Annotated in this window: 14 protein-coding genes; 12 read left to right on the forward strand and 2 right to left on the reverse strand. The window is 52.9% G+C overall.

What is annotated here, in order from left to right; all coding sequences use genetic code 11:
* Nucleotides 1–72: 72 nt before the first annotated feature.
* The 4 genes from recO to L1D43_RS02655 all read left to right on the forward strand — a co-directional run bounded on the left by recO (nt 73) and on the right by L1D43_RS02655 (nt 2,894).
* Nucleotides 73–768 (forward strand): DNA repair protein RecO, encoded by a 696-nt coding sequence (gene recO / locus L1D43_RS02640; protein WP_239849845.1) that lies wholly within the window; start codon nt 73–75, stop codon nt 766–768.
* A gap of 127 nt (nt 769–895) precedes the next feature.
* Complete coding sequence (pdxJ, locus tag L1D43_RS02645) at nt 896–1,633, forward strand: pyridoxine 5'-phosphate synthase (protein WP_239849846.1); 738 nt, start codon at nt 896–898, stop codon at nt 1,631–1,633.
* Nucleotides 1,634–1,685: 52 nt separating this feature from the next.
* Nucleotides 1,686–2,087: a holo-ACP synthase gene (gene acpS, locus L1D43_RS02650; protein WP_239849847.1), complete on the forward strand. Its 402-nt coding sequence runs from the start codon at nt 1,686–1,688 to the stop codon at nt 2,085–2,087.
* Nucleotides 2,088–2,351: 264 nt separating this feature from the next.
* A complete protein-coding gene (locus L1D43_RS02655; protein WP_239849848.1) occupies nt 2,352–2,894 on the forward strand; it encodes an Mpo1-like protein in 543 nt (180 codons plus the stop codon).
* Nucleotides 2,895–2,959: 65 nt separating this feature from the next.
* On the opposite strand, the gene L1D43_RS02660 is transcribed toward L1D43_RS02655, so the two are convergent.
* Both L1D43_RS02660 and ccsA read right to left on the reverse strand, forming a co-directional pair.
* Nucleotides 2,960–4,243 (reverse strand): CNNM domain-containing protein, encoded by a 1,284-nt coding sequence (locus tag L1D43_RS02660; protein ID WP_239849849.1) that lies wholly within the window; start codon nt 4,241–4,243, stop codon nt 2,960–2,962.
* A gap of 146 nt (nt 4,244–4,389) precedes the next feature.
* Nucleotides 4,390–5,178 carry a cytochrome c biogenesis protein CcsA gene (gene ccsA / locus L1D43_RS02665; RefSeq protein WP_239849850.1) on the reverse strand — a complete coding sequence of 263 codons (789 nt, stop codon included), beginning with the start codon at nt 5,176–5,178 and terminating at the stop codon, nt 4,390–4,392.
* Between the two features lie 292 nt (nt 5,179–5,470).
* Between ccsA and ffh the strand changes: the two genes are divergently transcribed.
* The 8 genes from ffh (at nt 5,471) to hcp (ending at nt 13,562) form a co-directional block, all read left to right on the forward strand.
* On the forward strand, nt 5,471–6,844 hold the full coding sequence (ffh, locus tag L1D43_RS02670) for a signal recognition particle protein (RefSeq protein WP_239849851.1): 1,374 nt from the start codon (nt 5,471–5,473) through the stop codon (nt 6,842–6,844).
* A gap of 205 nt (nt 6,845–7,049) precedes the next feature.
* Complete coding sequence (rpsP, locus tag L1D43_RS02675) at nt 7,050–7,301, forward strand: 30S ribosomal protein S16 (RefSeq protein WP_011864867.1); 252 nt, start codon at nt 7,050–7,052, stop codon at nt 7,299–7,301.
* 20 nt (nt 7,302–7,321) lie between these two features.
* A complete protein-coding gene (gene rimM, locus L1D43_RS02680) occupies nt 7,322–7,852 on the forward strand; it encodes a ribosome maturation factor RimM (RefSeq protein WP_239849852.1) in 531 nt (176 codons plus the stop codon).
* Between the two features lie 15 nt (nt 7,853–7,867).
* The gene (gene trmD, locus L1D43_RS02685; protein ID WP_239849853.1) at nt 7,868–8,614 is read left to right on the forward strand and encodes a tRNA (guanosine(37)-N1)-methyltransferase TrmD; all 747 of its coding nucleotides are present in this window, start codon (nt 7,868–7,870) and stop codon (nt 8,612–8,614) included.
* A gap of 34 nt (nt 8,615–8,648) precedes the next feature.
* Entirely contained in the window at nt 8,649–8,999 is a 351-nt protein-coding gene (gene rplS, locus L1D43_RS02690; RefSeq protein ID WP_011864870.1) for a 50S ribosomal protein L19, read from the forward strand.
* Nucleotides 9,000–9,383: 384 nt separating this feature from the next.
* Nucleotides 9,384–10,475 (forward strand): 3-deoxy-7-phosphoheptulonate synthase, encoded by a 1,092-nt coding sequence (locus L1D43_RS02695; protein WP_239849854.1) that lies wholly within the window; start codon nt 9,384–9,386, stop codon nt 10,473–10,475.
* 14 nt (nt 10,476–10,489) lie between these two features.
* Nucleotides 10,490–11,629, forward strand: coding sequence for a bifunctional chorismate mutase/prephenate dehydrogenase (gene tyrA / locus L1D43_RS02700; RefSeq protein WP_239849855.1), 1,140 nt, complete (start codon nt 10,490–10,492; stop codon nt 11,627–11,629).
* Between the two features lie 268 nt (nt 11,630–11,897).
* The gene (gene hcp, locus L1D43_RS02705; RefSeq protein ID WP_239849856.1) at nt 11,898–13,562 is read left to right on the forward strand and encodes a hydroxylamine reductase; all 1,665 of its coding nucleotides are present in this window, start codon (nt 11,898–11,900) and stop codon (nt 13,560–13,562) included.
* Nucleotides 13,563–13,610: the final 48 nt, after the last annotated feature.

Genomic DNA, 13,610 nt, shown 5'->3' on the forward strand with positions numbered 1-13,610 from the left:
CGCTAACGTTGTGGTTGTCTCGGCTTTTTTGTCAGCATTGTTTTTGGTAAACAGGGATTAAGGAAGCGGGCAATGCACAGGGGATATGTACTGCACACCCGTCCCTATCGGGAGTCGAGCGTGCTGGTCAATCTGTTGGTGGACGGCCTGGGCAGGGTCGATGCCGTCGCGCGCCTGGGCAGTGGCAAAACTTCTATCAAGAGCATATTGCAACCCTTTCAGCCGCTGCTGTTTCAGTTGTCGGGCCGAAGCAGCCTAAAGAGCCTGTATCAGGTAGAGGCGGCAAGCCCTGCGGTCCCCCTCTGCGGCAGCGACAGTTTTGCCGGACTCTATCTCAACGAACTGTTAGTGCGCTGCCTCTCGGTCGAGCATGGTGCTGAGCAGTTCTTTTTTACCTATCACAAGACCCTGATGGCCATGGCAGCGGCCTTTAGCGAGGCGCAGCTCAGGCAGTTTGAGCTGGCACTGCTCAAGGAGCTTGGTGTGATGCCCTCGTTGAATCTCGATATTGATGGCAGTCCTATCGAAGACGACTTCTACTATCGCCTCTTATCGGAAGAGGGCTTTAGCACGGCCCTTGGGCCCAAGCCTAACCATTTTAGCGGCGAGATGCTGCGGGCCTTAGAGGAAGATAAGCTGGATGAGGCCGACTTTAAACAGGCTAAGTTGCTGATGAGGCAGCTGCTGTCCCCCTTGCTGGGTGACAAGCCGCTCAAGTCGCGGGCGTTGTTTTTAAAGGGCAACAGGCCATCTAGTTACAGCAAGTAACACCACAGACTCGATTGAGGCGGGCAGTTGAGCATATTCATCGGGTGTTTTCCTTGTGGCCTTCCCTTAACCTTGAGTAAAATAGGCGAAAATTCCAATCGCGACACTCTACACTTAAGGACTTTCCATGAGCCGTATTCATCTAGGCGTTAATATCGATCACATTGCCACCTTACGTCAGGCCCGTGGGACCAGCTACCCGGATCCTGTGCACGCCGCGGCGGTCGCCGAGCATGCCGGCGCCGAAGGCATTACCGTGCACCTGCGTGAAGATAGACGCCACATCTGCGACAGAGACATCTATCTGCTGGCCAAGACCATTAAGACGCGCATGAACTTCGAGATGGCGGTGACAGATGAGATGCTGGATATCGCCTGTGAGGTGAAGCCTGCCTATGTCTGCCTGGTACCGGAGAAGCGCGAAGAGCTGACCACAGAAGGTGGCTTGGATGTGGCGGGGCAGCAGGAGAAGATTCGCGCCGCGGTCGAGCGTTTAACTGCGCTAGGTATCAAGGTGTCGCTGTTTATCGATGCCGATCAGACGCAGATCGACGCCACCGTTGCCGTGGGTGCACCTGTTATCGAGTTGCACACAGGCTGTTACGCCGACGCGGAGACAGACGCCGAACAGGCCAAGGAGCTGACACGTATCACCGAGATGGCAACCTATGCCCACGGTCAGGGGCTGGTGGTCAATGCGGGCCATGGTCTTCACTATCACAATGTGAAGCCCATCGCGGCGATTCCTGAGCTGTATGAGCTCAATATCGGTCATGCCATCATTGCCCGCGCCGCGATTGACGGTCTAGATAAGGCGGTGCGCGACATGAAGCAGCTGATGATCGAAGGTCGCAGCGGTCAGTAGTCGTCAGATTGTTAGAATTAACCTTCATGTTGTGGCTGGTAGGGAAGGGCATATGATTGTTGGCTTAGGGACAGATATTGTCGAGATCGCGCGCATCGCCAACAAGGTGCCAGAGGCCGGTGATGAGGCGGCATTGGCTAAGTGTCCGCTGGCTAAGCGTGTCCTGACCCAGGATGAGATGGCGATATTTCTCGCTTCCTCTCAGCCCGGTCGCTATTTGGCAAAGCGGTTTGCCGCCAAAGAGGCGGCAGCTAAGGCGCTGGGCACGGGAATTGGCCGCGGCGTCTCCTTTCAGCACATCGAGGTAAGCAACGATGCCAATGGTGCGCCGCTTATCAGCTTTCGCGATGGTGCGGCTGAGCGATTAGCCCTGCTCGGGGCAAGCCGCGCCCACATCTCTATCGCCGACGAGAAGCACTATGCGACGGCCACGGTTATTATAGAAACTGTCTAATTGATGTTGAGCGCATCGCCGTTTAACTCCCCGTCTGTGTTTCCCATTGTGATTGAGTCTCGCCAGAGCCTGCCGTTTTAAGGTTCTAGGCGAGTCTCCTTGTCATCGATTTCTCTCCGGTTTTGCGCTGGCAAGTGTTAATAAAATGTTTTAGGTTAGGCTAACTGAGACGAACGTCGCATTTAGCCTGCCGGCCAATCATAGCGGTTAGCGCAATCGGGCTGGCTTTCGTCTCGCAATATAAAAAGACGATGGAGCCGAGTCATGAAATCTGCGATCGAGCAGCTATCCACCTATAAGAGTGTTCACCTCAACCCCACCAACATAAAGACGCACTTTGTCGGTATCCCGCTGATCATCTGGTCGGCCTTCGTGATGTTAAACACCATCCCCTTTAGCCTGTATAGCTTCGGCTCCACAGGGTTTGAACTCAATGTGGCCGTGCTGTTTGCCTGCGGCGTCCTACTCTATTACTTTGCGCTGCATGCCAAACTGGCGCTGGGGCTGGTGCTATTTATCCTGCCCGTGCTCTACACCTCTTTTTTTGTATCTCGAATGGAGCAGGCCTGGCCTATCGCCATCAGTGTCTTCGTCATTGGTTGGGTTTTTCAGCTGATTGGCCACAAGTATGAGAAGGCTAAGCCGGCCTTTATCGACGATCTCAACCAGCTGTTGATCGGCCCCTTCTTCCTGATGGCCGAGCTTTACTTCATGCTTGGATTAGAGCGCGACTTAGACGAGGCGATCACCCCATTGGCAAGAGATAAGCGCCGCGCCCTGACCCACGCCAGTAAGCATGACAATTAAAAATTTGGTCGCTATGGGATAACAAAAAGGCGCCTTAGAGCGCCTTTTTTGAGCCATGGTGATGACTAGTTGCGACTGCCCTTTGGCGCCTTGTAGTGCTGGGGCATCACCCGCACCGTCTTCACCATGTTGTCGGCCACCTCGACCACCTCGAGCGGATAGCCACACAGGCGCATTGAGGTGTTAGGCTCGGGGATCTCCTCAAGATATTCCAATATCAGGCCGTTAAGTGTCTTAGGGCCGTCGATAGGGAAGTGCCAGTCCATCTCCTTGTTGAGATCGCGGATGTTGATGGTGGCATCGATGAGGAAACTGCCATCTTGCTGCTTGTTGATATCCTCGCTGGGCGTGGTGATCATCGAGGTGGTAAAGTCGCCGACGATCTCCTCGAGAATATCTTCGAGGGTCACCAGTCCCTGAATATCCCCATACTCGTCCACCACTAGGCCGATGCGCTCCTTATTCTGCTGGAAGTTGGCCAGCTGCACATTAAGGGGCGTGCCCTCTGGGATGAAGTAGATCTCCTTTACTGCGCGTAGTAGCGATGACTTACTAAACTGCTGCTTGGATTGCAGGCGCAGGGCGTCTCTTAGGTGAACGAAGCCGACGGCATCGTCGATATTGTCTCGGTAGAGCAGAACCCTAGTGTGTGGGCTCTGAATCACCTGCTTGTTGATGCGGCTAAAGTCATCGTTGACGTTGATGGCATAGAGGTCCGAGCGGGGGATCATGATGTCCTCCACAGTGACCTTTTCAAGATCCATGATAGAGAGCAGCATCTCCTGGTGGCGCTGAGGGATCAGGGCGCCGGCCTCATGTACCACGGTGCGCAGCTCTTCCTGACTCAGGGCATCATCGGCCTTCACCGAGCGGATCCCCAGCAGTCGCAGGAAGTTGGAGGTGATAAAGTTAACTATCTTCACCAGGGGAGAAAGTACCACCAATAAGGCCTTGAGCAATATGCTCGAGGGGAAGGCGATACGTTCAGGATGTAGGGCGGCCACGGTTTTTGGGGTCACCTCGGCAAACACTAGCACTACCAGGGTGAGCACACCCGTGGCGATGGCAACCCCCACGTCACCAAATAGGCGAATCCCCAAGATGGTGGCAATCGCCGAGGCGAGGATATTTACCAGGTTGTTGCCGATCAGGATCAGGCCTATCAGCCTGTCCGGGCGCTCTAGCAATCTGATGGCACGTTTGGCGCCCTTGTGGCCATTGTTGGCAAGATGACGCAAGCGATAGCGGTTGAGCGACATCATGGCGGTTTCAGAGCCGGAGAAATAGGCGGAGATGACAATGAGTACGAACAGGATGATGACAAGTACGCTGGTGGATATAGCTTCCAATCAGTGGCCCCACTTTGGCGTTGATGAGTAAGAAAAGCGTTAAGATTTAGTAAATACAGCGATTTGGGCTGTGAGTCAAGTTCACCTAGGTCGCACTTTAGTCCATCTTGACCTAGGTGAAGCAAGCTGTGATTAGCGTGTTTGGCCTATTGCAGGATCAACTCTTTGACGATGCGGGCGCCGAAGTAGGCTAGCGATAGCAGGGTGGCGCCTGTCAGGGTATAGGCCACGGCAGTCCGGATCTTACAACCTACCCAGTACTGCTGTGCCAGCATGGCAATATAGGTAAACCAGGCCATGATAGAGAGTATTGCCTTGTGGCCTTGGCCGTCGGCAAACATATCGTCGAGGAAGATGAAGCCGGTTGCCAGTGAAAGGCTCAAGAGCACCACGCCGATGATCACCAGATGATAGAGCTGCTTCTCTACTGTCATCAGCGGTGGAATCGCCGGGCTCAGCATCAGCTGCTTCTTCTTCAGCTTATTCTGAATCATGGCCAGTTGGATGGCATAGAGGGCCGCTATCATCAGGGCGCTATAGGCCATTAGCGACAGTACCACGTGCGCCAACACCTCGGGGTAAAGCTCGAAATGGATGATATATTTAGGTGGTAACAGCCACAGCAGAGCCACTGAGATGACCGAGCAGGCGTAGACCACAGGCACAACCACTATCACCTTGAGGCGGAACATCAAGATGGTAAAGGTGAAGGCAATGATCCAGTTCACCATGGAGATCACATTGGTCAGGCTAAAGTTTTGACCGTCGCCGGTGAAGATGGCCTGAGACAGGGCGGCGGCATGGAGCACCACGGCCACGGCGGCGAAGGCGGCAACGGCTTTACGGTTAGGGCCATCGGCATGAAACAGTCGACTGATGACCAAGACGAGCGCGATACTGTAGAAGAAAATGGCTGAAGCCGAAAAAATCACCATCGAAAATTAACCTATCGTTATGTGAGCTTTCTTGTGGTTATCGACGCGCGTGAGGCGGTCGAGTTTTTATCCTTAGTTGATCGTTAGAATAACACGATGGATGCTATTTTGGGCAGAGGCTTTACACACAAAAATTAGCACTTTCTGAGCGTTACTCCTAAGTTTTGACATTTTTATCCTATGGCAGTTAACTTGCCAAAGCCATAACTTACGCTGTGCGGTAGCATAATATCTGTGCATCGCTATAATACTGGCCCAATCATGTAAATTCTAAACGGTAAAGAACGCGATAATGTTTGAGAACCTCACTGACAGATTATCACGCACCCTGAAAAATATTAGCGGTCGTGGTCGCTTAACAGAAGACAATATTAAAGAAACGTTACGCGAAGTGCGCATGGCGCTGCTGGAAGCCGACGTCGCCTTGCCCGTTGTACGCGCCTTCGTTAACAGCGTTAAAGAGCGTGCCGTAGGCCAAGAGGTCACCAAGAGCCTGAGCCCAGGCCAGGCCTTCATCAAAATCGTCCAGAGTGAGCTCGAAAATGCCATGGGCGAAGCCAACGAGGCGTTGAACCTCTCGGCGCAGCCACCTGCGGTGATCATGATGGCCGGCCTGCAAGGTGCGGGTAAGACGACCAGTGTCGCCAAGCTGTCTAAGTTTCTGCGCGAGAGACAGAAGAAATCTGTGCTGGTGGTCAGTGCCGACGTCTATCGTCCGGCGGCGATCAAGCAGCTGGAAACCTTGGCCAATGAGGTCGAGGTAGAGTTCTTCCCATCGAATGTATCACAAAAGCCTATCGATATCGTCGATGCGGCCATGGCTCACGCTAAGCTCAAATTTATCGATGTGGTGATCGTCGATACCGCGGGTCGCCTGCATGTCGATGAGAGCATGATGGAGGAGATCAAGGCGCTGCACGCCGCGGTCAAACCTGTAGAAACCCTGTTTGTGGTCGATGCCATGACGGGTCAGGATGCGGCTAACACCGCCAAGGCCTTCAACGAAGCCCTGCCGCTGACCGGTGTGGTACTGACCAAGGTCGACGGTGACGCCCGCGGTGGTGCTGCGCTGTCGATTCGCCATATTACCGGTAAGCCGATTAAGTTCCTGGGGGTGGGCGAGAAGACAGATGCGCTCGAGCCTTTCCATCCGGACCGTGTTGCCTCGCGCATTCTGGGTATGGGAGACGTGCTTTCCCTGATCGAAGAAGTCGAGCGCGGCGTCGACAAAGAAAAGGCGATGAAGCTGGCCTCTAAGGTCAAGCAAGGCGGTAGCTTCGATTTAGAAGACTTCCGTGAGCAGCTACAACAGATGAAGAACATGGGCGGCATGATGAACATGCTCGAAAAGCTGCCCGGTGTCGGTCAACTCCCTCCAGAGGCCCTGGCTCAGGTGCAGGACGGCAAGCTAACCGGGCAAATGGAGGCTATTATTAACTCCATGACGCCAGGCGAGCGTAAGCGTCCAGAGATCATCAAGGGATCTCGTAAGCGTCGTATCGCCATGGGTTCAGGCACCCAGATCCAGGACGTCAATCGTCTGCTCAAGCAGTTTACTCAGATGCAGAAGATGATGAAGAAGATGTCGGGTAAAGGTGGCATGAAGAAGATGATGCGTGGCATGAGTGGTATGCTGCCTCCCGGGATGAAAATGCCCGGACGTTAATCGTCTGACTTTGTATAGATTTAGCTAAGTCCATTAAGGGTTTTCGACCCTTGGTGGGCTTGCTATTTTTGCGTGAAAAACGTTGCATTTGTCGCCGGTTCAGGTAGAATCGTGCGGCTTTCTATCTGGGACTCTTCGCGAACACGGGGTTCCAGTTTTTATTTTTGCTTCAGAACGAAGCAAATCATTAGAGGATAAAAGACGCATGGTTACCATTCGTTTAGCTCGAGGCGGCGCAAAAAAGCGTCCATTTTATAACATCGTTGTTGCTGACAGCCGTAACGCTCGTGACGGTCGTTTCATCGAACGTGTTGGCTTCTTCAACCCTGTTGCTCGTGGTCAAGAAGAAGCTCTTCGCTTAGATCTTGATCGTGTAGATCACTGGGTTGCTAACGGTGCAGCTACTACAGATCGTGTAGCGAAACTGATCAAAGACGCTCGTAAAGCTGCTGCTTAATAGCGTTTAGGTATAGATTGATGAGTAGTCACCAAGAACCTGTCTTACTAGGCAAATTAGGCGCTAGTCACGGCATTAAAGGTTGGTTGAAGATCACTAGCTATACCGATTCTGTCGAAGATATTTTTGACTATTCACCTTGGTTGATTAAAGAGCAAGGCGAATGGCGCGAAGTCAAGGTTGCACAGTGGCGTTACCAAGGTAAGGCGATTATCGCCGCCCTGGAAGGCGTAACCACTCGAGACCAAGCGCAAATACTCACCAACTGTGAGATTGCCATTCCCGCCGAGGCGATGAAGGAGCTGCCGGAAGATGAATTCTACTGGCGTGATCTTATCGGCTGTGAGGTGGTGAATACTAAAGGCTACAACATGGGCAAGGTCGACCAGATCGTGGAAACAGGATCGAACGACGTGCTACTTGTGAAGGCCAACGCGAAAGATGGCTTTGGCAAAACGGAACGTATGATTCCTTTTGTTACCGAGCAGTTCATCCTCGAGGTGAATCTGGCGGAAAAACAAATTTTAGTGGATTGGGATCCGGACTTCTAAGTCGAGGGGCAACAGATGTGGTTAGGGGTAGTCACCCTGTTTCCAGAGATGTTTCGTGCCGTAACAGACTTTGGTGTAACGGGTCGGGCCGTAAGTAACGGTTTGTTAGAGTTGCAAACGTGGAATCCTCGAGATTTCACCCATGATAGACATAGAACAGTGGACGACAGGCCTTATGGCGGCGGACCTGGCATGTTGATGATGGTGCAGCCTCTACGTGATGCCATCCATGCAGCGAAAGCCGCTGCGGGTGATAAGGCTAAGGTGATTTATCTTTCTCCTCAGGGACGCAAGCTGACTCAGCAGGGCGTCGAAGAGTTAGCTAAATCGGAGCGTTTGATTTTAGTGTGTGGTCGCTACGAAGGTATCGATGAGCGCATTATTCAGACGGAAGTGGATGAAGAGTGGTCGATTGGAGATTACGTGCTCTCGGGCGGTGAACTCCCAGCGATGACGCTGATCGATTCGGTTTCACGTTTGGTTCCAGGTGTTCTTGGAAAGCAGGCGTCGGCAGAGCAGGATTCCTTCTCTGACGGATTACTGGATTGTCCCCACTATACTCGCCCCGAAAGCCTAGATGGTATCGATGTACCGGCGGTATTGCTTAGTGGCAACCACGAAAATATTAGACGCTGGCGATTGCAGCAGAGTCTCGGAAGAACTTTACTGCGGCGACCAGAATTATTTGAAAATCTAGCTCTGACTGACGAACAAACCAAGCTATTAGCCGAGTTTGTTAATACCGCCCAAGCAGGCGAGTAAAAGTGGTCAGTTATTACTAGTATGGAGTTTATTCATGAATAACATCATTAAAATGCTCAACGATGAGCAAATGAAGCAAGACGTACCAGAATTTGGTGCAGGTGACACAGTAGTTGTAAAAGTACGTGTTGTAGAAGGCGGTAAAGAGCGTCTACAGGCGTTTGAAGGCGTTGTTATCGCTAAGCGTAACCGTGGTCTGCACTCTGCATTCACTGTACGTAAGATCTCTAATGGCGAAGGTGTTGAGCGTGCGTTCCAAACTCACAGCCCGCTCATCTCTAGCATCGAAGTTAAGCGTCGCGGCCGTGTTCGTCGTGCTAAGCTTTACTACCTACGTGAGCGTTCAGGTAAGTCTGCACGTATCCGCGAGAAGCTTGCTAAGTAAGCTATCGCTAAAACGTAAAAAAAGATGCAGTGTTCGCACAATGACCCGCCTTATGGCGGGTTTTTGTTTTTAGGCATTCGCTAATGAGTTGTGCTGTTATCCATAGCATAGCCTTAGGCTGTTTCTTTCCATTTTCCTTCCTTATCCTCTCCCACACAGCAACCCCTAAAGGCTATATCTCTTTTGGTAAAACCTATCTTGGCTAAAACTGTCTCTTCAGCCAGCGCTGATAGAGGCTTTTACCGCTTCGATCGTGAATTCTGTTTGAAAAGCAAATTTCTGCTTGATCTAAATTTATGCAGCAGGCATAGTTAGCTCACAGATGTAATGGTGTACCATTACGATATTGCATTTTAGAGAAGACACACTAGGTTGGTGACAGGTATGCAGCAAGATACGATTAATAATGTTCACATCAGCTCGGAGAAGGTGCTGGTGACCCCGGAAGAGTTAAAACAACAACTGCCCCTGTCGACTGCCGCCTATCACTACGTACTCAATGCACGCCGCACTGTGGCGGACATAGTACACAAGCGAGATAATCGTGTACTCGTGGTCAGCGGACCTTGCTCTATCCACGATATCGCCTCGGCCAAGGAGTACGCGCTGCGCCTCAAGACGCTACACGACGAGCTTAAAGATGAGTTCTACATCCTGATGCGCGTCTACTTCGAGAAGCCTCGAACCACGGTGGGCTGGAAGGGGATGATTAACGATCCCGACATGGATGAGTCCTTCGATGTCGAGAAGGGCTTACGCCAGGCGAGAGAGTTGATGATCTGGTTGGCGGAGCTTGGTTTGCCGGTGGCTACCGAGGCGCTGGATCCCATCAGTCCGCAATATATTTCTGAGTTGGTCACCTGGTCGGCTATCGGCGCGCGCACCACAGAGTCTCAGACCCACAGGGAGATGGCCTCGGGGCTCTCTATGCCGGTTGGCTTCAAGAACGGCACAGACGGCAAGCTGGGGGTGGCGATCAACGCGCTGCAATCGGCGGCCAGCAGCCACAGATTCATGGGGATCAACCAGGCGGGGCAGGTCGCCTTGCTGCAAACCGCGGGTAACCCGGATGGTCATGTGATCCTGCGTGGCGGTAAGACGCCTAACTATGATGCGGCGAGCGTCGCCGAGTGTGAGCAGCAGCTGCATGCGGCCAAGCTCAACGCCAGACTGATAGTGGATTGCAGTCATGGTAACTCGAGTAAAGATCATACTCGGCAGCCGAGTGTCTGTCAGGATGTGTTCGAGCAGATCGCCAACGGCAACAAGTCGATCATAGGTGTCATGCTGGAGAGCCACCTCAATGAGGGCAACCAGAGCAGCGATAAGCCGATGAGTGAGCTGGCCTACGGGGTGTCGGTTACCGATGCCTGCATCGACTGGCAGACCACAGAGGATCTCCTGCGTCAGGGGGCCGCACAATTGGCATCGGTTTTACCCAGCAGATTTGCTATGCTCAAGGCGGTTAATGCCTGATGGAAAGTGCGCAAATGAGTGAGAAAACCACCAAAGAGCTTGAAAAATTAAGAGAACATATCGACAGCGTCGATCAACAGCTGCTGCATCTGCTGCGTAAACGCCTGGACCTCGTGGCCCAGGTGGGCGGGGTCAAGCATGCAGCCGGGGTGCCTATCTACGCGCCTCAGCGCGAGGCCTCCATGTTGGCCAAGCGTCGGGAAGAGGCAGCAAAGATGAATGTTTCGCCTCAGCTGATCGAAGATATTCTGCGCCGCCTGATGCGCGAGTCCTATCTCAACGAGAAAGATGTCGGCTTCAAGCAGGTGAAGACAGATCTGGGCCATGTGGTGATCGTCGGTGGTCAGGGCAAGCTAGGCGGCCTGTTTGCGCAGATGCTGAGTCTGTCCGGCTATCAGATGAAATCTCTTGATAAAGACGACTGGCAGCAGGCCGAGGCGATTTTCGATGGGGCAGGGATGGTGATAGTCACTGTGCCTATTAGCATCACCTGTGAGCTCATTCGCGACAAGCTTACCAGCCTGCCAAGCAGCTGTATCCTGGCCGATCTCACCTCCATCAAGGAGAAGCCGCTCGAGGCGATGCTCGCCAGCCATCAAGGCCCGGTAGTAGGTCTGCACCCCATGTTCGGCCCTGATGTGGGCAGCCTGGCCAAGCAGGTGGTGGTGGTGTGTCATGGTCGAGGTCGCGAGCAATATGAATGGCTGCTCGAGCAGATTGGCATATGGGGCGCTCGCCTGGTCGAGGCCGATGCTAAGCAGCACGACAAGGCGATGCAGCTGGTGCAGGCGATGCGCCACTTCTCCTCCTTCGTCTACGGTCTGAACCTCTATCGCGAGGCGGCCGATATCGACAATCTATTGCAGTTCAGCTCGCCCATCTACCGGCTGGAACTGGCGATGGTCGGGCGCCTGTTTGCCCAGAGTCCCGAACTCTATGCCGATATCATCTTCGCCCAACAGGAGAGCCTGACCGCAATAGGGGATTACCTGGATAACTATGCCCAGGCACTCGAGTTGCTCAAACGCGGCGACAGACAAGGCTTCATTCGTGAGTTCGAGGCCGTGGCGGCCTGGTTTGGAGATTTCGCGCCTCAGTTCCAGCGTGAGAGCCGCGCCATGTTGCAGTCGGTCAATGATATGAAGACAGGCTAATCGATATTACTGATTAAAGCTCCCTGGCGGCGCCCGAGTGTCTGACACTCAGGGCGCCGCTTTTTATTTGGCAGCCTAAGCCGGCTAATAGCTTGTTTTAAAATATCTTTACCATAATTTTTAACAAGTTAGTTTCGCAATTGCTAATTTGATCCGCTTCATAATTTCTCACATTGCTGTCAATTTTATCTTCTGTGAGTGTCATTAGCACAGTAGACTGCGCCAAAACATGCAAAGAAAAAGCATGATTAAATAAAGGAGCAGTGTTGTGTTTTGTATTCAGTGTGAGCAAACCATTCGTACCCCGGCCGGTAACGGCTGTAGCTATTCTCAAGGTATGTGCGGCAAGTTAGCTGCGACCTCAGATCTACAAGATCTATTGATCTACATCTTACAAGGCGTGTCGGCCTACGCCGAGAAGGCGCGCGCGTTTGGCATCATAGACCCGGCCATCGACACCTTCGTGCCCAAGGCGTTCTTCGCCACTCTGACCAATGTGAACTTCGACGATGAGCGCATCATAGAATATACCAAGCAGGCCTACGCCTACCGTACTCAGCTACAGGCCGCCTACGAGGCGGCATGTAAGGAGCAGGGGCAACCAGTTGAGACACTGATCCCTGCCGCCAGCCTGGTGCTGGCCAGCGTGAAAGAAGAGATGTTGGCCCAGGCCGCTCAGGCGATCCCGAATCGCGGAAAAGATGCGGTCGATGAGGACATCATGGGTCTGCGTCTGTTGTGTCTGTACGGTCTGAAGGGCGCAGCGGCTTACATGGAGCATGCTCGTGTGTTGGATCAAACTGACGCTGAGGTGGCAGCTAAGTTTCATCAGATCATGGCATTCTTGGGCTCAGACTCTGTCGATGCCGACAAGTTGTTTGCCACCGCCATGGAGATTGGCCAGCTAAACTACAGCGTGATGGCCATGTTGGATAAAGGGGAAACCGAGGCCTTCGGTCACCCTGAGCCGACTCAGGTCAACACGGTTGCGGTGAAAGGCAAGGCGATTCTGGTGTCGGGCCACGACATGAAAGATCTCGAGCTTATCCTGCAGCAGACCCAAGGCAAGGGCATCAACGTCTTTACCCATGGTGAGATGCTACCGGCGCTGGCTTATCCCGAGTTGAAGAAGTATTCCCACCTAGTCGGTAACTACGGCAGTGCGTGGCAAAACCAGCAGAAAGAGTTCGCTAACTTCCCTGGTGCGGTGGTGATGACCTCTAACTGTATTATCGATCCTAACGTGGGCGACTATGCCGACCGTATCTTTACCCGCAGCATAGTGGGTTGGCCGGGCGTGACCCATATCGTGGGGGATGACTTCTCCGCGGTGATCGATAAGGCCTTGGCGCTTGAGGGCTTTGCCTATGATGAGATCCCCCATCACATCACCATAGGTTTTGCCCGCAACGCGTTAATGGCCGCCGCGCCTGCCGTGGTGGAGAACGTCAAGAATGGTGCGATCAAGCACTTCTTCCTGGTGGGTGGTTGTGACGGTGATAAGGCCGAGCGTAGCTACTTTACCGATATCGCCAAGGCGGCACCTAAGGATTCCATTATCATGACCTTAGGTTGTGGTAAGTATAAGTTCAACAAGCTCAGCTTCGGTGATATCAATGGTATTCCACGCCTGCTGGATATTGGTCAGTGTAACGATGCCTACTCGGCGATTCAGCTAGCCATCGCGCTGTCAGAAGTGTTCGAGTGTGAGATCAACGAGCTGCCGCTGAGTCTGGTGCTCTCCTGGTTCGAACAGAAGGCGATCGTTATCTTGCTGACCCTGTTATCACTTGGCGTGAAGAATATACGTACGGGCCCAAGTGCGCCGGCCTTCTTAACGCCAAACCTGCTTAAGGTGCTGGAAGATAAGTTTGGTCTGCGTAATACCACCACGGTAGAGCAAGACCTGAATGCCATTTTAAACGTCGCTTAAAATGTCCCTAACGCCCACGGCAGTGTCGTGGGCGTTTTTTATTTTTTG

The organism is Shewanella sp. Isolate8 (genome assembly GCF_022398495.1).
Taxonomy (GTDB): Bacteria; Pseudomonadota; Gammaproteobacteria; order Enterobacterales; family Shewanellaceae; genus Shewanella; species Shewanella aquimarina.

Excerpts from the sequence above, each read along its gene's own strand:
- trmD (WP_239849853.1), top strand. The coding sequence starts at position 7,868 with ATGTGGTTAGGGGTAGTCACCCTGTTTCCAGAGATGTTTCGTGCCGTA.
- tyrA (WP_239849855.1), top strand. The coding sequence starts at position 10,490 with ATGAGTGAGAAAACCACCAAAGAGCTTGAAAAATTAAGAGAACATATC.
- L1D43_RS02695 (WP_239849854.1), top strand. The coding sequence starts at position 9,384 with ATGCAGCAAGATACGATTAATAATGTTCACATCAGCTCGGAGAAGGTG.
- pdxJ (WP_239849846.1), top strand. The coding sequence starts at position 896 with ATGAGCCGTATTCATCTAGGCGTTAATATCGATCACATTGCCACCTTA.
- ccsA (WP_239849850.1), bottom strand. The coding sequence starts at position 5,178 with ATGGTGATTTTTTCGGCTTCAGCCATTTTCTTCTACAGTATCGCGCTC.
- acpS (WP_239849847.1), top strand. The coding sequence starts at position 1,686 with ATGATTGTTGGCTTAGGGACAGATATTGTCGAGATCGCGCGCATCGCC.
- rplS (WP_011864870.1), top strand. The coding sequence starts at position 8,649 with ATGAATAACATCATTAAAATGCTCAACGATGAGCAAATGAAGCAAGAC.
- rpsP (WP_011864867.1), top strand. The coding sequence starts at position 7,050 with ATGGTTACCATTCGTTTAGCTCGAGGCGGCGCAAAAAAGCGTCCATTT.
- L1D43_RS02655 (WP_239849848.1), top strand. The coding sequence starts at position 2,352 with ATGAAATCTGCGATCGAGCAGCTATCCACCTATAAGAGTGTTCACCTC.
- ffh (WP_239849851.1), top strand. The coding sequence starts at position 5,471 with ATGTTTGAGAACCTCACTGACAGATTATCACGCACCCTGAAAAATATT.
- recO (WP_239849845.1), top strand. The coding sequence starts at position 73 with ATGCACAGGGGATATGTACTGCACACCCGTCCCTATCGGGAGTCGAGC.
- rimM (WP_239849852.1), top strand. The coding sequence starts at position 7,322 with ATGAGTAGTCACCAAGAACCTGTCTTACTAGGCAAATTAGGCGCTAGT.